Origin of the sequence: Streptomyces sp. NPDC019224 (assembly GCF_040632605.1) — a bacterium.
GTDB lineage: Bacteria > Actinomycetota > Actinomycetes > Streptomycetales > Streptomycetaceae > Streptomyces.
Map to the genome: position 1 here is coordinate 67,725 of NZ_JBEYCF010000014.1, position 18,341 is coordinate 86,065.

Here is an 18,341-nt window from a genome sequence, read left to right on the forward strand (position 1 = left end):
GTCATGGCCGGGAAGTTTCACGTGAAACACCCTTCAGTCCACGGCGTCGCCGGGGCCCACGGTAGATCGAGGATCTCCACCTCGGTGCCGGACCGTACCCCGCCCGGCTCCACTACGGCCAGTCCGTCCGCGGCGGCGATCCCACGCAACATGGCGGGACCGTTGTAATGCAGTGGTACGACGTGCTGTGCCCCGCCCGCGGTTCCGTGTTCTCCGGCCGCCCGATGGACCACGGGCACCAGCCGGGTGTCATGCGGATGCCCGTGCACATCGTCGCGTACGGCCACCCGGCGGGGGCCGCCGGGGGTGCGGCCGGCCAGTCCGCCGAGGAGCGGCCCGGCCAGCGTGAGCAGTCCGGAGACGGCGGCCAGGGGGTTGCCGGGCAGCCCGACGAGACAGGGCCCGGCGGAGGGGAGCCGGGCCAGCAGCATCGGATGGCCGGGGCGCACGGCGACCCCGTCGACCAGCAGCTCCGCCCCGATCCGGGCGAGGACCCGGTGGACATGGTCGACGGGCCCGGCGGCGGTGCCACCGGTCGTGATGATCAGGTCGGCTTCGGAACCGGTGAGCGCCTTCCACAGGGCCTCCGCGTCGTCGCCGAGGCGGCGCGGTGGAGAGACCTCGGCGCCCAGCGCGTGTGCCCAGGGGCCGATCATGGGCCCCAGAGCGTCGCGGATCAGCCCGTCGTGCGGCAGTCCGGCGGTCAGCAACTCGTCGCCCAGCACCAGGACGTCGACGCGCGGCCGGACACATACGGGCAGCTCGTCGTACCCGGCGGCCGCGGCCAGCCCGAGCACGGCGGGGGTCACGACCGTTCCGGCGGGAAGCAGACGCTCCCCCGACCGGCATTCCTGGCCGCGCGGCCGGATGTCCTGCCCCTGGCTCACGGACCGTTGTGCGTGGAGCAGCCCCTTGGTCTCGTCGGCGTGCGCATGTTCGCTGCGGATGACGGCGGTGACCTCCGCCGGGATGCGGGCGCCCGTGGCGATACGGACGGCCTCACCGTCGGACAGCGCGGCGGGGATGCCGTGTCCGGCGAGGATGCCGTCGTCCTCCCGGATGCTCCAGGGTCCTGGCCCGGCGACGGCCCAGCCGTCCATGGCCGAGGTGTCGAAGGACGGCAGATCGGTGAGCGCGGCAAGCGGCTCACCCAGCACCCGCCCGAGCGCTCCCCCGAGCCCCACCTGCTCCCTACGCACGGAACCCGTCCGCCCCGCCCGCTCGGCGATGCTCCGAGCCACCCGCCAGGGGACGGCCGTGTGCCGGGGGGCGCCTTGAGCAGTGGAGACGGCCGCGTGCCGGGGGGCGCCTTTAACGGGGGGGACGGCCGCGTGCCGGGAGGCACCTTGAGCAGTGGGGACGCCCTGATCCACGGCTCGGCGGGCGGGCGTCTCACCGACGGGCCGGCGACCGGGCTCGCCGGAGCCGCGGGCCCGCGGCTCGTCGGAGGGGGGCCGGTCGTGGGCCGGCTCGGCGGGCCGGTCGTTGAGCGACGCGGCGGGTCCGTGGGCCGGCTCGGCGGCAGGGCGGGCCCGCGGCTCGTCGGAGGGGGGCCGGTCGTGGGCCGGCTCGGCGGGCCGGTCCTCGGGCGACTCGGCAGGTCCATGGGACGGCTCGCCGGCGGCGCGGGTGCCGTCCGGCAGATCGGAGGGCCATTCGCCCGACGGATCGGTGAAGCGGCCGCCCGACTCACCTGAGCGATGGGGGATTCCACCCGCCTGGGCCGAGGGGACGGCGTGACTGTGGTGTCCCGGCCGGCCCGCGGAGCCGACGTCGCTCAGCAGGGCGGAAGGACGGCCGCTCGACGAGGCGGCGGAGCGGTGGCCCGACTCGACGGGGGAGGGGGTGTCCGACCAGTCGTTCTGCAAACCGGTGAGCCAGTCGCTCGGCGAGGGGGAGGCCGGGTCCCCCTGCGACGCGGTGGACCTGCCCGACGGCGCGCCCGTGGACGGGCTCTCCGCGTTCCGGGGAGCCTGCCCGCTCACTAGGGCCAGGGCCTGGGCGATGGCCCGCTCCTCATCGGCCCGAGCCTCCGCCTCGGCCGCGGCACGCCTCTCCGCGGCGGCGCGGCGCTCGTCGACGGCGCGACGCTCATCCGCAGGGTGGCGCTCATCGGCGGCCCGACGCTCATCCGCAGGGTGGCGCTCGTCAACGGCGCGACGCTCATCCGCGGCAGTGTGCCCCTCGCCGGCAGCGGCCGGGTGCGCACCAGCGGCAGCCGGGCGCGCACCCGAAACCGGGTCGCTTCCGAAGCCCCCGGCCTCCCAGGAGCCCCCATCGCCGCCGAAGCCCCCGGCCTCCCAGGAGCCCCCATCGCCGCCGAAGCCCCCGGAGTCCCAGGAACCCCCCGGGCCGCTGGAGCCCCCGGCCGCACCAGGACACCCGGCGCCGCAAGGTTCCCCGGGAGCACCGGCGCCCCCGGCACCCCCCGCCCCGCGAGGTCCCCCGGGAGCACCGGCGCCTCCGGCGCCCCCCGCACTCCGGCGCGTCGTCACGACGTCTCGTTCTCGTTCGCCCAGCGGAGCGCGAGCGCCGCGGCCTTGCGGGTGGCCTCGGCCACCGCCTCGGGCCCGTCGCCGCTCGCCTTCGCCGCCGCGTACCCGACCAGGAAGGTCGTCAGGGGCGCGGCGGGCCGGGCGACGCCGTGGGCGGCGTCACGGGCGAGGTCGAGCAGGAGGCCGGTGTCGACGTCGAGTTCGATGCCGAGTTCTTCCTTGACTGCGGTGATCCATTCATCCAGCACCGTCCCATGTTCTCTGATCCGGGCCCGGGCGGAAGCGAGGTCCTCCCAGGTGTCGCAGTCGAACGAGGCGAGCGGACCGGCCGGTACCCGGCGCAGCGTCAGTTCCCGCGTGAGCAGCCGCAACGGCAGCCCGGCCAGACCGTCGTGCTCCGCGGCGAGAAGCGCCAGTTCACGGCGGAGCGGCTCGGCCCGGTAGACGGCGACCAGCGGCTGGTCGCGCCCGTCCTCGTCGGAGCACAGGGCGCCGTCGACGCCCTCCCCCCGCCCCGAGGCCGCCAGCAGGGCCCGGACCGTGTCGGCACCGAGGAACGGCAGATCGGCGGAGAGCACGAGCACGCACTCCGCCGAGATGAGCCGCGCCCCGGCGTCGAGCGCCGCCAACGGCCCGCCACCGCGAGGCACTTCGCGTGCCCAGGTCACCGCGCGCACGGTGGGCCGCCGGTCCCCCACCACCACGGTGGTCCCCGCGCCGGCGCATGCGGCGAGCACCCGGTCGAGCAACGCCCGGCCGCCCACCCGCAACCCGGGCTTGTCGGCACCGCCGAGCCGCTTGGCGGCCCCTCCGGCGAGAACGATGGCGTCGTACGCGGTCATGCCCCGAGTATGCGGGGCCCACCGGGCGGTGGTCCCGCCCGGTGGGCCCCGCCCCTACAGACTCCGCAGCAGCAGCGCCGGCCGCTCCACGCAGTCCGCCACATACCGCAGGAAGCCCCCGGCGGTCCCGCCGTCGCAGACCCGGTGGTCGAAGGTCAGGGAGAGCTGGACGACCTGGCGCACGGCGAGCTGACCCTCGTACACCCACGGCTTGGGGACGATGCGGCCGACACCCAGCATCGCGGCCTCGGGATGGTTGATGATCGGCGTCGACCCGTCGACCCCGAACACCCCGTAGTTGTTGAGCGTGAACGTGCCGCCGGTCAGCTCGGCCGGCGTCAGGGTGCCCGTCCTGGCCGCCTCGGTCAGCCGGGCGATCTCCGCGCCGATCGACTCCGTGGTGCGCGCGTGGGCGTCGCGGACGACCGGGACGACCAGGCCCCGGTCGGTCTGCGCCGCGAACCCGAGGTGGACCTGCGGCAGCCGTACGATCTCGCGCGCCTCCTGGTCCACCGTGGAGTTCAGCTCCGGGTGGCGGGCAAGGGCCGCCGTGCAGATACGGGCGAGGAGCGCGAGGACGGACACCTTGGGCGTCCCGGACCCGGCGACGCTGTTCATCGCGGCCCGCGCGGCCATCAGCTCGGTCGCATCGGCGTCGACCCAGCAGGTGGCGTCGGGGATCTCCCGCCGGCTGCGGGCCAGCTTGTCCGCGACCGCACCCCGCACCCCGCGCAGCGCGACCCGCTCACCGGCGGAGGACACGGCGGTCCTTGCCGCCACGGCCTCCGGGGCGGTCGCCTCGGCCGCCGACCGGATCGCGGACTCGACGTCGGCCCGCAGGATCAGCCCGTCGGGCCCCGATCCGGCGAGCCGGCGCAGATCCAGATCGTGCTGCCGCGCAAGCCTGCGTACGAGCGGAGAGACGACCGCGACCGGTCCCGGCACGGAGGCGGGCTCGGTCTCGGGGGCCGCGGTCTCGGGGGCCGCGGTCTCGGGGGCCGCGGTCTCGGGAACCACCGGCGCGGCGGGCGCGGTGACGGCCGCCTTCAGCCCTTCCGGCCGTACCCGCCGGCGCCGCACGGGCGGCGCCCCGGTCCCGTACCCCACCAGCACGTTCCCGGACCCGGAACTTTCCGTAGCGGACTCCGCGACCGAGCCGTCCCCGCCGGGTTCCACGGAGGAGCCGACGGCCACGGTCAGCAGCGGCGCCCCGACCGGCAGCTCCGTCCCCTCGTCGCCGAAGCGGGCGGTCACCACACCCCCGTACGGGCAGGGCACCTCCACCATCGCCTTGGCCGTCTCGACCTCGACGACCGGCTGGTCGATGGCGACGACGTCCCCGACCTCCACCAGCCAGCGCACGATCTCGGCCTCGGTCAGGCCCTCGCCGAGGTCCGGCAGCTTGAACTCAAGAACCTGGGGCATCAGTTGTCCGCCTCCCACTGGAGCCGGGCGACGGCGTCGAGGACCCGGTCCACACCGGGAAGGTGGTGACGCTCCTGCATCGGCGGCGGGTAGGGGATGTCGAACCCGGCGACCCGCAGCACCGGCGCCTCCAGGTAGTGGAAGCACCGCTCGGTGATCCGGGCCGCGATCTCGCCGCCGGGCCCCCCGAAGCCGGTGGACTCGTGGACGACGACCGCGCGCCCGGTACGGCGGACCGACGCGACGACGGTCTCGTCGTCGAACGGCACCAGCGAGCGCAGGTCGACGACTTCGAGGTCCCAGCCCTCCTCGACCGCGGCCTGCGCCGCTTCCATGCAGACGGGCAGGGACGGACCGTATGTGATCAGGGTGGCGCTGCGGCCGGGACGGCGTACGGCGGCCCGGCCGATGGGCTCCACGGCGGTGGGGTGCTCCGGCGACCAGTCCGCCTTCGACCAGTACAGCCGCTTCGGTTCCAGGAAGACCACCGGGTCGTCCGAGGCGATCGAGGCCCGCAGCAGCCCGTAGGCGTCCTCGACCGTGGCCGGCGTGACGACGTGGAGACCGGGGGTCGCCATGTAGTACGCCTCCGAGGAGTCGCTGTGGTGCTCGACGCCCCCGATGCCGCCGCCGTAGGGCACCCGGACGGTGATCGGCAGCGGCATGGCGCCCCCGGTCCGGTTCCGCATCTTGGCGACATGGCTGATGAGCTGCTCGAATGCCGGATAGGCGAAGGCGTCGAACTGCATCTCGACGACGGGCCGCAGCCCGTACATCGCCATGCCGACCGCCGCCCCGAGGATGCCCGCCTCGGCGAGCGGGGTGTCCGTGCAGCGCTCGTCGCCGAACTCCTTCGCCAGGCCGTCGGTGATCCTGAAGACCCCGCCGAGCGTCCCGACGTCCTCACCGAGGACGTGCACCGAGGGGTCATCGGCCATCGAGTCGCGCAGGGCGCGCCCCAGGGCCTGCGCCATGGTGGCGGGTTTGGCCTTCGCCGCCCGCTCCCCGGCCGTCGCCGCTGCCGTGGTCATCGCGCTGCTCCCCCGTCGTCCGTGCCGTGCTGGTCGTTCTCCGCAGCCAGTTCCTCGCGCAGGCGTGCCGCCTGTTCCCGCAGCTGCGCCGTCTGCTCCGCGTACACATGGGCGAAGAGGTCCATCGGGTCGAGCACCGGGTCGGCGTTCATCCGCTCCCGCAGCCCCGCCGCCATCCGCTCGGCGGCCGCCCGCGCCTCCTCCACTCCGTCGTCGTCGAGCAGCCCGCGCCCGGTCAGCTCGCGCTCCATGAGCTGGATCGGGTCGTGGTCCCGCCATGCCTCGACCTCGCTGTCCCCGCGGTAACGGGTCGCGTCGTCGGCGTTCGTATGGGCGTCCATCCGGTACGTGACCGCCTCGACGAGCGTCGGGCCGCCACCGCTCCTGGCCCGCCCGACCGCCTCGGAGAGCACCTGGTGCACCGCCGCCGCGTCGTTGCCGTCGACCAGCCGGCCGGGCATGCCGTACCCGACGGCCTTGTGCGCCAGGGACGGCGCCGCCGTCTGCTTGGCCAGGGGCACGGAGATGGCGAAGCCGTTGTTCTGCACGAGGAAGACCACCGGGGCCCGCCAGACGGCCGCGAAGTTCAGCGCCTCGTGGAAATCGCCCTCACTGGTGCCGCCGTCGCCGACCATGGCCAGCGCCACCACGTCGTCGCCCTTGAGCCGCGCCGCGTGGGCCAGGCCCACCGCATGCGGCAACTGGGTGGCGAGCGGGGTGCAGAGCGGGGCGATGCGGTGCGTCCGCGGGTCGTAGCCGGTGTGCCGGTCGCCACGCAGCAGCGTCAGCGCCTCGACCGGGTCCAGACCCCGTGCCACGGCCGCGAGCGTGTCGCGGTAGCTGGGGAAGAGCCAGTCCCGCTCCTCGAGGACCAGAGCAGCCGCGACCTCGCAGGCCTCCTGACCCGTGCTCGACGGATAGACCGCCAGCCTGCCCTGCTTGGTCAGGGCCGTCGCCTGGGCGTTGTAACGCCGCCCGCGCACCAGCTCGGCGTAGAGCCGCAGCAGCAGCTCGGGGTCCGCGTCGGCCACGGCGTCCGTCCCGAGCACCCGGTACGGCTCGGCGTCCGGGAGCAGCGGCGCGGGATCGGTGAGCGGCTTCCAGGCCGGGGGCGGCGTGGGCCGGTAGGCGGCCGCACCGGGCAGCTCTTGGACCGTCATGACAGGCACCTCCGAGCATCGAGGGGTGTCGACATATGGTGATATATCGAAAACAGCGCGAGGCGCAGGTGTGGCGTGCCTCACCTACCGATTGTTCGGTCGCGAGCGCATTTTGGCTACAGGCACCACCAGCCTGTGGACAAACGGTTCTCCACAGCCTGGGATGGGAACAGGTCGTCCAGGACGGGGAGGCGCGGGAACATGGCAGATGAACAAATGGCCGACGGGGGCGAGGAAACGGGCCGGATCCCTCCGCCGCGGCCGCTGGATTCCATCGACCGCGCCATCCTGCGACTGCTCCAGACGGACGGCCGCGCCTCGATACGGTCGGTGGCCGACCGCGTCCACGTCTCGCGCGCCAACGCCTACGCCCGGATCAACCGGCTCATCGAAGACGGCGTGATCCGGGGCTTCAGCGCACGCGTGAACCACGAGCGGGCGGGGCAGGGCGCCTCCGCGTACATCACGCTCAAGATCGTCCAGAACTCCTGGCGCACCGTCCGCGAACAGCTCCAGGCACTGCCGGGAGCCACACACATCGCCCTGGTCAGTGGCGACTTCGATGTGCTGCTCCTGGTGCACACACCGGACAACCGGACACTGCGCGAACTGGTACTGACCCGCATTCAGGCCATTCCGGAAGTGCTCTCCACCCGCACGCTGCTGGTGTTCGAGGAAACGGATCTGACCCCCGGCCCGGCGCGCCCCGCGGAACTCGGCTGAGCGGTCACGGGAAGAAGGGGGATGCGACGATCAACGGTCCGCGGGGCCGGACTTCATACCGTCGAAGGCCAGCTGCACCACGGTGTCGGCGAGCCGTTCACCCTCCGCGCCCCCGTCGGGCTGCGGCCGATACCACTCCACCAGGGAGTTGACCATCCCGAACAGCAGCCGGGTGGCGAGCCGTATGTCCACGTCGGAGCGGAGATCGCCGTCCGCGACGGCCGCCTTGAGCAGTCCGGCGACCCGCTGGTCGAACTCGCGACGCCGCTCCAGGGCCCAGCGCTCGGCCTTCGTGTTGCCCCGCACCCGCAGCAACAGGGTGACGTAGGGGAGTTCGGCTATCAGCACCTCGACGGTACGACGCGTGACGTACTCGACCCGCTCGATCGCGCGGCCCCGCGTCGCCCCCGGCTCGTCAAGGATCTCGAACAACCCGTCGAGGGCCCGGCTGACCGCGCGCCGCAGCAGCTCCTCCTTGCCCGCGACATGGTGGTAGATGGACGACTTGGAGATGCCGGCCGCCTTCGACAGGTGCTCCATGGACGTGCCGTCGTAGCCGCGCTCGTTGAAGACACGGACGGCGACGGTCAGCAGAGTCTCCGGTGTGTACGTGTCCCGCTTGGCCGTGGTCATGCCCGCGATCCTCCCCTACGAGTTGTCCACAGGTTTCGTGGGCCCCCTTGTCCCGACCGATCGTTCGGTTACTCTAACTCTGTCCGCCCGTCCCTGCCCAGCTCGATGAGGAGTTGGTCCGCCATGGCCGCCGAGCTCTCCCCGCACCTGCTGTCCGAGAAGCACCGCCCCACGCTGGACCGGGCCCTCGCAGCGATCCGCACGCGGGACTACTGGTCCCCGCACCCCGAGCACCCGAAGGCGTACGGCGAGGGCGGCGCTCCGGGGAGCCTCGGCGCCGCCGAGGGCAAGGCCGCCTTCGACGCCGTGCTGCACACCCGCCTCGACCTGGGACAGCCGGGTACCGACGGCTGGACGGGCGGGGAGGTCTCTCCCTACGGCCCCGAGCTCGCCGTCGAGTATCCGCACGCGGACCTGGACGTGCTGCTCCCGGCGATGCGCGCCGGCATGCCCGCCTGGCGGGACGCGGGCCCCGAGACCAGGGCCCTGGTCTGCCTGGAGATCCTGGCGCGGATCAGCGCCCGCACCCATGAGTTCGCCCACGCCGTGATGCACACCAGCGGCCAGGCCTTCATGATGGCGTTCCAGGCCGGCGGCCCGCACGCCCAGGACCGCGGCCTGGAGGCCGTCGCCTACGCCTACGAGGAACAGCTCCGCGCCCCCCGGACCGCCGACTGGTCCAAGCCGCAGGGCAAACGCGACCCGCTCGCGCTGCACAAGACGTTCATCCCGGCGGGCCGCGGCATCTCGCTGCTGATCGGCTGCAACACCTTCCCCACGTGGAACGGCTACCCGGGCCTCTTCGCCTCCCTCGCCACGGGCAACCCGGTCCTGGTCAAGCCCCACCCCCGGGCGGTGCTCCCGCTGGCTCTCACCGTCCAGCTGGCGCGCGAGGTGCTCACCGAGGCGGGCTTCGACCCCGATCTCGTCGCCCTGGCCGCCGAACGCCCGGGCGAGGGCATCGCCAGGACCCTGGCGGTCCGCCCCGAGATCAAGATCATCGACTACACGGGCTCCACGGAGTTCGGGGACTGGCTGGAGGCCAACGCCCGCCAGGCCCAGGTCTACACGGAGAAGGCCGGCGTCAACACCGTCGTCGTGGACTCCACCCACGACTACCGCGGCATGCTCGCCAATCTGGCGTTCTCGTTCTCCCTGTACAGCGGCCAGATGTGCACCACCCCGCAGAACGTGCTCATCCCCCGGGCCGGCATCACCACGGACGCGGGCGACAAGACGTACGACGACGTGGTCGACGACATCGCCGCCGCGGTCACCGGCCTCCTGGGCGACGACGCCCGGGCGAACGGCCTGCTCGGCGCCCTGGTCAACCCGGGTGTGCAGGCCCGCCTGGAGGCGGCGCCCCAGCTGGGCGAAGTGGCCCTGGCCTCACGCGAGGTGACGAACCCCGACTTCCCGGACGCCGTCGTCCGCACCCCCGTGATCGTGAAGCTCGACGCCGCCAAGCCGGAGGACGAGCCCCCCTACCTCTCGGAGTGCTTCGGCCCCGTCTCCTTCGCGGTCGCGGTCGACTCGACGGCGGACGCCCTGGAGCTGCTGCGCCGTACGATCCGCGAGAAGGGCGCGATGACGGTCGGCGCGTACACCACGTCCCCGGAGGTGGAGCGGGCGGTGGAGGAGGTCTGCCTGGACGAGTCCGCCCAGCTCTCCCTGAACCTCACCGGCGGCGTCTACGTCAACCAGACGGCAGCGTTCTCCGACTACCACGGCTCCGGCGGCAACCCCGCAGCCAACGCGGCCCTCTGCGACGGCGCCTTCGTCTCCAACCGCTTCCGCACCATCGAGGTCCGCCGCCAGCGCTGACCCGTCAATCGCCCCCGGCCACCGGCGCCGACGGAACCCGGGCGCCCCGGCCCACCCAGCCCGTCCGGCGCTTGAGGCCCGGAGGCCCGGAGGCAAGCCCCTGGTCACGGGAAGGGGCGGGTAGGGGAAAGGCATGCCGCAAGCGCCCCCACCCGCCCCGCCCCACACCGGCACCGACGCCCTCACTCCCCAGGGATCACCGCGTACCGCGCCACCCAGGAATGCATCGCGATCGCCGCGGCCGCCCCCGCGTTGATCGACCGGGTGGACCCGAACTGGGCGATCGAGCACACCATCGCCGCGTGCTGGCGCGCCTCCTCCGTCAGCCCCGGCCCCTCCTGCCCGAACAGGAGCACACACCGTCGAGGCAGCTCGGTCCGCTCCAGCGGCACCGCTCCGGGCAGGTTGTCGATCCCGATGATCGGCAGGCCCTCGGCCCCCGCCCAGGCGGTCAGGCTCGCGGTGTCGGGGTGGTGCCGGACGTGCTGGTAGCGATCGGTGACCATCGCCCCGCGCCGGTTCCAGCGCCGCCGCCCGACGATGTGCACTTCCTTGGCGAGGAAGGCGTTCGCGGTCCGCACGACGGACCCGATGTTGAAGTCGTGGCCCCAGTTCTCCACGGCGACGTGGAAGTCGTGCCGCCGCAGATCGAGGTCGGCGACGATCGCCTCGCGGGTCCAGTAGCGGTACTGGTCGCCCACGTTGCGCCGGTCTCCCCCGGCCAGCAGTTCGGGATCGTACCGCTCGTCATCGGGCCAGGGCAGCGGATGCGGCCCGACCCCGACCTGCGGCCCGAGCCCCTCGTCGTACTGCGCGGGCTCGTCATGGACGGGCGGCCCGCCGACGGCCTCACCGGGCTCGCCGAAAGGCTCCCCGCTCCTGCTGGTACCGGTGCTGCCGGTCTCACTGCTCACCCGACGAGGGTAGGGGTCCCGTCGTCGCCGGGCTCCGCCGCCTCCACGCCGTCGGCGGCGGCGCGCGGCGCCGGCACCCGGCCGCGCCGCCGGAACAACCGCTGACGCCCGACCGACACCCGGCCGCCCAGCCACACCAGGAAGGCGGTCGGCAGGAAGACCGCGTCCGCGGTGATCATGGCCATCGAGAAGAACGGCAGCCCCAGCAGCAGCGCGATCCCCGCGTGCTCGCAGATCATCGCGCCGAGCAGGAAGTTCTTGACGCGCCGGTTGAAGAGAGTGAAGGGGAAGGCCACCTGCACGATGACCGTGGCGTACGAGAGCACCATCACCATGACACCGCTGGAGGCGAGCAGGTCCGACAGAGCGGGCCACGGGGTGAAGTACTCGAGCTTGAGCGGGTAGTACAGCGCGGTGCCGTCCTGCCAGCGCGAGCCCTGGACCTTGTACCAGCCGGCCGTCGCGTAGATCAGACAGACCTCGGCCATGATCACGACGAGAGTGGCGTTGTGGGCGAGGTTGGCGATGACGTCGAGGAGGGTGCGGAGCTCGCTGCGCGGCGCGTAACGGTTCACGGCCCACCAGGCACCCTGGCCGATCCACAGGGCCCACAGGAGGACCGGCAGCCATACGGTTCCGCCCAGGCCGCCCGCCACCGTGGCACCGACGAGAACGGCCCCCAGCACCCCCCACAGCATGACCCCGGCCGGGCCCCCGGGCGCCCACCGCCCGCCGTCCTCGCCCTCCCCCGCGGCGGACTCGCGGTTCCCCGCCCGCCGGGCATCCAGTGACCAGACCTGCCCGCAGCGGGTCAGCACCAGGTAGATGGCCATCAGATGGATGACGTTGTCGCCGCCGTCGCCCATGAAGATGCTGCGGTTCTGCAGCGAGAGGACTCCGGCCATGAAGAGGACGGAGGCAGCGCGGGTGTGCCAGCCGAGCATCAGCAGCAGGGACGAGAGCAGCGCCAGCGCGTAGACGATCTCGAACCAGAGGGCGCCGTCCGACCACATGAGGGCCGTGAAGGCCTGGTTTCCGGATATCAGCTGCTGCGCCAGATCCCAGCGCCAGGGCGCGTCGGGCCCGTACATCTCGTGCCGGTGGGGCAGCTCGCGGAGCAGGAACAGCAGGAAGGTGCCGGAGAAGCCGATCCGGATGACGGCACTCTGGTACGGGCCCAGGGCCGAGGCGGTGACGCGCTGGATGGCGCGGGCGAGCACGCGGTCCTGGTGGGGCATGCTCACTGTTCCGCCTCCCCGAAGCCGGCGGCGCCCTCGGGCAGGTCGTCCGCGGTGATCTTCCACCAGGGCAGGACCCGGTAGGACGGGCCGGTGCTGATCTTCTCGTCGCTCCACTCGGGTGCCGCGACGGCCCGTACCTCGGATCTGACCTGGATCCTGAGGATGGTGCCGCCGTCGTCGTGCGCGCCGAGGCGCAGCATCACCAGGCGGCGGACGTACTTCTCAGAGAGGGTGCCGCGCAGGCCGTCGGCCCGGTTCTTGTCGTCGTGCGATCCGACGTAGAAGTCCCAGGCCCGGCGGAGTTCGTTCTGCTGGACGTGGCTGGGCAGCAGATTGCCGCGTATGGCACGACCGTCCTCGGCGGAGAGGTCCCGCCAGGCCGTGGTGCGGGGGCCGTCGGGAGCGGCTGTCTCCGTGCGTACCTGCACCGCGACGTTCTGCTGGAGCGGATTGGGGGCGAAGAGCTTCCAGTTCTGTTCGAACTCGGGGTAGATCCAGTCGTCGACGGCCGCGCCGTGCTGCTTGGTCAGCGTGTTGGAGGGCGCGACGTGCAGGAACACCATGGCCAGCTGGACGCAGGCGAGCACGCCGAAGCCCGCGAGCGCCACAGCGGCGACGAGCTGGTACCGAAACGAGAGCCCGGCCATCCCGCCGGCCGCCGCGGGCGCCTCGACCGCCGGGGCCGCTCCGGCCCCGGGAGCCTCGCCGACGGGTCCTGGACCGCCCTCGGGGGCTTCCTCGGCGGGAACGGGCCCGCCCTGACCGCCGACGCCCCTGTCGTCGTCCGAATCCATCCCGCCCCGATCACGTCAGTTATCCACAGGGTTGACACCCTACGGGCCCCGGACTCACCATTGAAGACAATGAACCGAACGATCGGTCGGTAGGGAGTCCGGGATGGCAGCAGTGACTGCGAGCCAGACAGCGCAGGCGGCAGCGGGCGGTGCCGAGGGGGCGGACGCCGCTCTGCAGGCGGCTTTCGACGCCGCGGTGGCGGCCGACGAGCGCATCGAGCCGCGCGACTGGATGCCCGACGCGTACCGCGCCTCGCTGGTCAGGCAAATGGCCCAGCACGCCCACTCGGAAATCATCGGCATGCAGCCGGAGGCCAACTGGATCACCCGTGCCCCCTCGCTGCGCCGCAAGGCCATCCTCATGGCCAAGGTGCAGGACGAGGCGGGCCACGGGCTGTATCTGTACAGCGCGGCCGAGACCCTGGGCACCGGCCGCGACGAGCTGCTCGACAAGCTCCACGCGGGACGCCAGCGGTATTCGTCGATCTTCAACTACCCGACGCTGACCTGGGCGGACGTGGGCGCGATCGGCTGGCTCGTGGACGGCGCCGCGATCACCAACCAGGTCCCTCTCTGCCGTTGCTCCTACGGCCCCTACGCCCGCGCGATGGTCCGCATCTGCAAAGAGGAGTCGTTCCACCAGCGCCAGGGCTACGAACTGCTCCTCGCGCTGAGCAACGGCACCTCCGCACAGCACGAGATGGCCCAGGACGCGGTGAACCGCTGGTGGTGGCCCTCCCTGATGATGTTCGGCCCGCCGGACGAAGCCTCGGCCCACTCGGCGCAGTCGATGGCCTGGAAGATCAAGCGGCATTCCAACGACGAACTGCGGCAGCGCTTCGTGGACATCTGCGTCCCCCAGGCCGAAGCGCTCGGCCTGTCTCTCCCCGACCCGGACATCCGGTGGAACGAGGAACGCGGCCGGCACGACTTCGGCGCGATCGACTGGGCGGAGTTCCAGGAGGTCCTGAAGGGCAACGGGCCGTGCAACGAGGAACGCCTCACCCAGCGCCGCCGCGCACACGAGGAAGGCGCCTGGGTCCGCGAGGCCGCCGCCGCATACGCCCGCAAGCACACGTCCGGCGCGGACCCTGCCGTACCGAATGGAAAGGCCACAGCATGAGCAGCACGACGGACTGGCCGCTGTGGGAGGTGTTCGTCCGCTCGCGGCGCGGGCTCTCCCACACCCACGCCGGCAGCCTGCACGCGCCGGACGCCGAAATGGCTCTGCGCAACGCGCGCGACCTCTACACCCGCCGGTCCGAGGGCGTCTCCCTGTGGGTCGTGCCCTCCGACCAGATCACCGCGTCCTCGCCGGACGAGAAGGACTCGTTCTTCGAGCCGGCCGGCGACAAGCCCTACCGCCACCCGACGTTCTACGAGATCCCGGACGGGGTGAAGCACCTGTGACCGCGGCCCTCGCCCTGGGCGACGACGCGCTGGTGCTCTCGCACCGGCTGGGGGAGTGGGCGGGCCACGCCCCGGTGCTGGAGGAGGAGGTGGCCCTCGCCAACATCGCCCTCGACCTGCTGGGCCAGGCCCGGCTGCTGCTCTCGCTCGTGGGCGACGAGGACGAGCTGGCCTACCTCCGCGAGGAACGCGCCTTCCGCAACGTCCAGCTGGTCGAGCAGCCGAACGGCGACTTCGCCCACACCATCGCCAGGCAGCTCTACTTCTCGACCCATCAGCAGGGGCTGTACGAGCAGCTGGCCACCGGAGACGGCCCGTTCGCGGGAGTAGCGGCCAAGGCGGTCAAGGAGGTGGCCTACCACCGGGATCACGCCGAGCAGTGGACGCTGCGCCTCGGCGACGGAACGGACGAGAGCCACCAGCGGATGCAGCGGGCGGTGGACGCGCTGTGGCGCTTCACCGGGGAACTGTTCCAGCCGGTCGAAGGCGTGGACGTGGACTGGCAGGCGCTGCACAGCCGCTGGCTGGAATCCGTCACCGACGTCCTCGGCCGGGCGACCCTGACCGTGCCGACGGGCCCGCAGTCCGGTGCCTGGACGGCGGGGGCGGGCCGCCAGGGCATCCACACCGAATCCTTCGGGCGGATGCTCGCCGAGATGCAGCATCTGCACCGCAGCCACCCGGGGGCGTCATGGTGACCCGGACCTCCCTCGAGAAGGAACTGCTCAGCCTCGCAGGCTCGGTCCCCGACCCGGAGCTGCCGGTGCTGACGCTGGAGGAGCTGGGCGTGGTCCGGGGCGTGGACGTGAGCGATCGGGGCCGGGTCACGGTCCGTCTCACGCCGACCTACACCGGTTGCCCGGCGATAGAGGCCATGTCCGCGGACATCGAGCGCGTGCTGCACGTCCACGGGGTGGCGGAGGTTTCCGTGGAGACGGTCCTGTCCCCGGCCTGGTCGACAAACGACATCAGCGCCGAAGGACGCCGCAAGCTCGCGGAGTTCGGCATAGCACCGCCCCGGCCCCACGGCGCCGCCTCCGACGGACCGGTGCCGCTCGCCCTGGCCGTGCGCTGCCCCCACTGCGGCTCCACCGAGACGGAGCTGCTGAGCCGGTTCTCCTCCACTGCCTGCAAGGCGCTCCGGCGCTGCGTGGCGTGCCAGGAGCCGTTCGACCACTTCAAGGAGTTGTAGATGTTCCATCCGCTCCGGGTCAGCGGGATCGAGCGGCTCACGGACGATTCGGTGGCCGTCACCCTCGCCGTCCCGCCGGACCTGCATGAGACCTTCCGGCACAAGCCGGGCCAGCATCTCAATGTGCGCTACACCGTGGACGGCAAGGAAGTCCGCCGCTCGTACTCGATCTGCGCACCCGCCCCCGAGTTCCCGGCCGGTCCGGCGCTGCGCGTGGGCATCCGCCTCGTGGACGGCGGCGCGTTCTCCACGTACGCCCTCAAGGAACTGCTGGTCGGGGACACGATCGAGGCGATGCCCCCGATGGGCCGCTTCGTCCTGGAGCCCCGTGCCGGCCGGTTCGCGGCGATCGTCGGGGGCAGCGGAATCACCCCGGTGCTGTCCATAGCGGCCACCCTGCTCGCCCGCGAGCCGGATGCCACGTTCTGCCTGGTCCGCAGCGACCGGACCGCCGCCTCGACCATGTTCCTGGACGAGGTCGCCGACCTGAAGGACCGCTACCCGGACCGGTTCCAGCTGGTCACCGCCCTGTCGCGGGAGGAGCGGCAGGCCGGTCTGCCCGCGGGCCGGCTGGACCGCGAGCGGCTCTCCGGACTGCTGCCCGCGCTGCTGCCGGTGGCCGAGATCGACGGCTGGTACCTGTGTGGGCCGCTGGGCCTGGTCCGCGCCGCCGAGGTCGCGTTGCGCGGTCTGGGGGTGGACCGGTCCCGCATCCACCAGGAGATCTTCCACGTCGAGGACGGGCCGGCCGCCCCTGCCGGGCCCCGGATCGAGACGCCCGTCGGCAGCACGCTGACGGCAACCCTCGGCGGCCGGTCCGGCAAGTGGCCGGTGGAAGAAGGCGAATCGCTGCTGGAGACGGTCCTGCGCAGCCGTTCGGACGCCCCGTACGCGTGCAAGGGCGGCGTCTGCGGGACATGCCGGGCGTTCCTGGTGTCGGGCGAGGTGCGGATGGACCGCAACTACGCCCTGGAGCCGGAGGAGACGGACGCGGGTTATGTGCTGGCCTGCCAGTCCCGTCCGGTGACCCAGGAGGTGGAACTCGACTTCGACCGCTGAGGTCGGGCTCCGGCCAAGGCCGCCGCCCGCCTGCCCGGTTCCCCACCCGCCCGGCCGCCGCTGACGAGCGGCGGGCGGTGACAGGCAGCGGGGCGGCCGACGCCGCCCCGACGGCCGCCGAGCCCTGTCGGCGTCCCGCTGCGTCAGGCGACGAAGGCCGGGGCGCCGTTGTCGGTGACCATCGGGCGGCCCGCGCCGTCCCAGGCGAGCATGCCGCCCTCGATGTTCACGGCGTCGATGCCCTGCTGTACCAGGTACTGGGTGACCTGGGCGGACCGGCCGCCGACCCGGCACATCACATGCACGCGCCGGCCGTCCTCCACCGCCTCGGTCACCTCACCGAAGCGGCCCACGAAGTCGCTCATCGGAATGTGCAGGGCACCGTCGACGTGGCCGGCCGCCCACTCGTCGTTCTCCCGGACGTCCAGCACCAGGCCGTCCGCCGGTACGGATGCGACATCGACCGTGGGAAGCGGGCCGAAATTCATGGGGCATGCCTTCTCTCGTCAGTGCGCTCTCTCGTCAGTGCGCTCCGGAGTCACCGAAAACGCTACTGCACCAGAGCCGCGAGTTCCGCCTCACGCTGTGAGACCTCGCCCAGCAACTGTTCGGCGATCTCCTCCAGCAGGTGGTCCGGGTCGTCCGGGGCCATCCGCAGCATGGCGCCGATCGCGCTCTCCTCCAGGTCCTGGGCCACCTCGGTCAGCAGTTCCTTGCGCTGGGTCAGCCAGTTCAGCCGGGCGTAGAGCTCGTCGGTCTCGCTCAGTTCCGGCTGCGGCGCGACCGGCCCGGCCGACCACTCCTCGGCAAGTTCCTTGAGCAGGGCCTCGTCCCCGCGCCCGTAGGCGGCGTTGACGCGGGCGATGAACTCGTCCCGCCTGGCCCGCTCCGCCTCGTCCTGCGCCAGATCCGGGTGAGCTCTGCGGGCCAGGTCGCGGTACAGCTTGCGCGCCTCCTCGGTTGGCCGGACCCGCTTGGGCGGCCGGACCGGCTGATCGGTCAGCATGGCCGCCGCCTCCGGGGACAGCCCGTCGGAGTCCATCCAGTCGTGGAACAGCTCGTCCACGCCCGGCATGGGCATCACGACCGCCCGCGCCTCCTCCGCCCTGCGCAGGTCCTCGGGGTCACCGGTCCTGGCCGCCCGCGCCTCGGCGATCTGCGCGTCGAGTTCGTCGAGCCGCGCGTACATCGGGCCCAGCCGCTGGTGGTGCAGCCTGGAGAAGTTCTCCACCTCGACCCGGAACGTCTCCACCGCGATCTCGAACTCGATCAGTGCCTGTTCCGCCGCCCGCACAGCGCGCGCAAGCCGAGCCTCGGGCCGCTCCTGCCCCCCGGCCTCCGCCTCGCGGCCGGCGTCCAGCCGTGCCTCGTCCTGCAGGTCATCGTCGTTCCGGGAGGTCGGCACCCCGGCGGCTTCGTGGGTCACCCGTCCAGCGTATGGCCCCTGCCCGCTCGCCGGGGACCCGCGGTCGGCCCGGAAGACATCGCGCTCCTGCCCGGCGGCCGGTCACACCCGTGCACAACGGCCGGCCCCACTGCCCCACGGCCGGCCCCACTGCCCCACGGCCGGATCCACTGACCCGCAGCCGCCCCCTGCC

The 18,341-nt window shown here is 72.7% G+C and carries 18 protein-coding genes; 7 read left to right on the plus strand and 11 right to left on the minus strand.

Translation table 11 applies throughout. The features are described from left to right. Positions 1 to 17: 17 nt before the first annotated feature. From ABZ564_RS12015 to pdhA, 5 genes are all read right to left on the minus strand, one after another. Entirely contained in the window at positions 18 to 1,643 is a 1,626-nt protein-coding gene (locus tag ABZ564_RS12015) for a molybdopterin-binding protein (protein WP_360853850.1), read from the minus strand. Positions 1,644 to 2,491: 848 nt separating this feature from the next. Next, positions 2,492 to 3,337 carry a DUF6457 domain-containing protein gene (locus ABZ564_RS12020; protein ID WP_360853666.1) on the minus strand — a complete coding sequence of 282 codons (846 nt, stop codon included), beginning with the start codon at positions 3,335 to 3,337 and terminating at the stop codon, positions 2,492 to 2,494. Positions 3,338 to 3,391: 54 nt separating this feature from the next. Further along, a complete protein-coding gene (locus ABZ564_RS12025) occupies positions 3,392 to 4,762 on the minus strand; it encodes a dihydrolipoamide acetyltransferase family protein (protein WP_360853669.1) in 1,371 nt (456 codons plus the stop codon). Continuing rightward, entirely contained in the window at positions 4,762 to 5,793 is a 1,032-nt protein-coding gene (locus ABZ564_RS12030) for an alpha-ketoacid dehydrogenase subunit beta (RefSeq protein WP_360853672.1), read from the minus strand. The genes ABZ564_RS12025 and ABZ564_RS12030 overlap by 1 nt, the downstream gene beginning before the upstream one ends. Beyond that, positions 5,790 to 6,953 (minus strand): pyruvate dehydrogenase (acetyl-transferring) E1 component subunit alpha, encoded by a 1,164-nt coding sequence (gene pdhA / locus ABZ564_RS12035; RefSeq protein ID WP_360853675.1) that lies wholly within the window; start codon positions 6,951 to 6,953, stop codon positions 5,790 to 5,792. Before pdhA ends, ABZ564_RS12030 begins: the two co-directional genes overlap by 4 nt. 216 nt (positions 6,954 to 7,169) lie before the next feature. Between pdhA and ABZ564_RS12040 the strand changes: the two genes are divergently transcribed. After that, positions 7,170 to 7,676 (plus strand): Lrp/AsnC family transcriptional regulator, encoded by a 507-nt coding sequence (locus ABZ564_RS12040; protein WP_360853853.1) that lies wholly within the window; start codon positions 7,170 to 7,172, stop codon positions 7,674 to 7,676. Between the two features lie 30 nt (positions 7,677 to 7,706). Here the strand turns inward: ABZ564_RS12040 and ABZ564_RS12045 are convergent, their stop codons facing one another. Beyond that, positions 7,707 to 8,309: a TetR/AcrR family transcriptional regulator gene (locus tag ABZ564_RS12045; RefSeq protein ID WP_360853678.1), complete on the minus strand. Its 603-nt coding sequence runs from the start codon at positions 8,307 to 8,309 to the stop codon at positions 7,707 to 7,709. A 123-nt stretch (positions 8,310 to 8,432) separates the two neighbouring features. Between ABZ564_RS12045 and paaN the strand changes: the two genes are divergently transcribed. Continuing rightward, positions 8,433 to 10,133 (plus strand): phenylacetic acid degradation protein PaaN, encoded by a 1,701-nt coding sequence (paaN, locus tag ABZ564_RS12050; protein ID WP_360853681.1) that lies wholly within the window; start codon positions 8,433 to 8,435, stop codon positions 10,131 to 10,133. A 182-nt stretch (positions 10,134 to 10,315) separates the two neighbouring features. Here paaN and ABZ564_RS12055 read toward each other — a convergent pair whose 3' ends face one another. The 3 genes from ABZ564_RS12055 to ABZ564_RS12065 are packed head-to-tail and all read right to left on the minus strand — an operon-like array spanning position 10,316 to position 13,082. Further along, positions 10,316 to 11,047 carry a TrmH family RNA methyltransferase gene (locus ABZ564_RS12055; RefSeq protein WP_360853684.1) on the minus strand — a complete coding sequence of 244 codons (732 nt, stop codon included), beginning with the start codon at positions 11,045 to 11,047 and terminating at the stop codon, positions 10,316 to 10,318. Next, positions 11,044 to 12,285, minus strand: coding sequence for an HTTM domain-containing protein (locus tag ABZ564_RS12060; protein ID WP_360853856.1), 1,242 nt, complete (start codon positions 12,283 to 12,285; stop codon positions 11,044 to 11,046). The genes ABZ564_RS12055 and ABZ564_RS12060 overlap by 4 nt, the downstream gene beginning before the upstream one ends. A gap of 2 nt (positions 12,286 to 12,287) precedes the next feature. Then, positions 12,288 to 13,082, minus strand: a complete 795-nt coding sequence (locus ABZ564_RS12065; protein WP_360853687.1) for a DUF5819 family protein — start codon at positions 13,080 to 13,082, stop codon at positions 12,288 to 12,290. 103 nt (positions 13,083 to 13,185) lie between these two features. Here ABZ564_RS12065 and paaA point away from each other — a divergent pair, with 103 nt between their 5' ends. The 5 genes from paaA to ABZ564_RS12090 are packed head-to-tail and all read left to right on the plus strand — an operon-like array spanning position 13,186 to position 16,743. Then, positions 13,186 to 14,205, plus strand: coding sequence for a 1,2-phenylacetyl-CoA epoxidase subunit PaaA (gene paaA, locus ABZ564_RS12070; protein ID WP_360853689.1), 1,020 nt, complete (start codon positions 13,186 to 13,188; stop codon positions 14,203 to 14,205). Next, positions 14,202 to 14,492: a 1,2-phenylacetyl-CoA epoxidase subunit PaaB gene (paaB, locus tag ABZ564_RS12075; RefSeq protein WP_360853692.1), complete on the plus strand. Its 291-nt coding sequence runs from the start codon at positions 14,202 to 14,204 to the stop codon at positions 14,490 to 14,492. Before paaA ends, paaB begins: the two co-directional genes overlap by 4 nt. Beyond that, positions 14,489 to 15,190, plus strand: a complete 702-nt coding sequence (gene paaC / locus ABZ564_RS12080) for a 1,2-phenylacetyl-CoA epoxidase subunit PaaC (RefSeq protein WP_360853695.1) — start codon at positions 14,489 to 14,491, stop codon at positions 15,188 to 15,190. Before paaB ends, paaC begins: the two co-directional genes overlap by 4 nt. Then, positions 15,184 to 15,684 (plus strand): 1,2-phenylacetyl-CoA epoxidase subunit PaaD, encoded by a 501-nt coding sequence (gene paaD / locus ABZ564_RS12085; protein ID WP_360853698.1) that lies wholly within the window; start codon positions 15,184 to 15,186, stop codon positions 15,682 to 15,684. Before paaC ends, paaD begins: the two co-directional genes overlap by 7 nt. After that, entirely contained in the window at positions 15,685 to 16,743 is a 1,059-nt protein-coding gene (locus ABZ564_RS12090; protein ID WP_360853700.1) for a 2Fe-2S iron-sulfur cluster-binding protein, read from the plus strand. A gap of 143 nt (positions 16,744 to 16,886) precedes the next feature. On the opposite strand, the gene ABZ564_RS12095 is transcribed toward ABZ564_RS12090, so the two are convergent. Further along, positions 16,887 to 17,231 carry a rhodanese-like domain-containing protein gene (locus tag ABZ564_RS12095; protein ID WP_018522123.1) on the minus strand — a complete coding sequence of 115 codons (345 nt, stop codon included), beginning with the start codon at positions 17,229 to 17,231 and terminating at the stop codon, positions 16,887 to 16,889. A gap of 62 nt (positions 17,232 to 17,293) precedes the next feature. Next, positions 17,294 to 18,169: a J domain-containing protein gene (locus ABZ564_RS12100; protein WP_360853704.1), complete on the minus strand. Its 876-nt coding sequence runs from the start codon at positions 18,167 to 18,169 to the stop codon at positions 17,294 to 17,296. Positions 18,170 to 18,341: the final 172 nt, after the last annotated feature.

Coding starts and splice junctions, on each gene's coding strand:
- ABZ564_RS12020 (WP_360853666.1), bottom strand. CDS start 3,337: ATGACCGCGTACGACGCCATCGTTCTCGCCGGAGGGGCCGCCAAGCGG.
- ABZ564_RS12025 (WP_360853669.1), bottom strand. CDS start 4,762: ATGCCCCAGGTTCTTGAGTTCAAGCTGCCGGACCTCGGCGAGGGCCTG.
- ABZ564_RS12030 (WP_360853672.1), bottom strand. CDS start 5,793: ATGACCACGGCAGCGGCGACGGCCGGGGAGCGGGCGGCGAAGGCCAAA.
- pdhA (WP_360853675.1), bottom strand. CDS start 6,953: ATGACGGTCCAAGAGCTGCCCGGTGCGGCCGCCTACCGGCCCACGCCG.
- ABZ564_RS12040 (WP_360853853.1), top strand. CDS start 7,170: ATGGCCGACGGGGGCGAGGAAACGGGCCGGATCCCTCCGCCGCGGCCG.
- ABZ564_RS12045 (WP_360853678.1), bottom strand. CDS start 8,309: ATGACCACGGCCAAGCGGGACACGTACACACCGGAGACTCTGCTGACC.
- paaN (WP_360853681.1), top strand. CDS start 8,433: ATGGCCGCCGAGCTCTCCCCGCACCTGCTGTCCGAGAAGCACCGCCCC.
- ABZ564_RS12060 (WP_360853856.1), bottom strand. CDS start 12,285: ATGCCCCACCAGGACCGCGTGCTCGCCCGCGCCATCCAGCGCGTCACC.
- ABZ564_RS12065 (WP_360853687.1), bottom strand. CDS start 13,082: ATGGATTCGGACGACGACAGGGGCGTCGGCGGTCAGGGCGGGCCCGTT.
- paaA (WP_360853689.1), top strand. CDS start 13,186: ATGGCAGCAGTGACTGCGAGCCAGACAGCGCAGGCGGCAGCGGGCGGT.
- paaB (WP_360853692.1), top strand. CDS start 14,202: ATGAGCAGCACGACGGACTGGCCGCTGTGGGAGGTGTTCGTCCGCTCG.
- paaD (WP_360853698.1), top strand. CDS start 15,184: ATGGTGACCCGGACCTCCCTCGAGAAGGAACTGCTCAGCCTCGCAGGC.
- ABZ564_RS12090 (WP_360853700.1), top strand. CDS start 15,685: ATGTTCCATCCGCTCCGGGTCAGCGGGATCGAGCGGCTCACGGACGAT.
- ABZ564_RS12095 (WP_018522123.1), bottom strand. CDS start 17,231: ATGAATTTCGGCCCGCTTCCCACGGTCGATGTCGCATCCGTACCGGCG.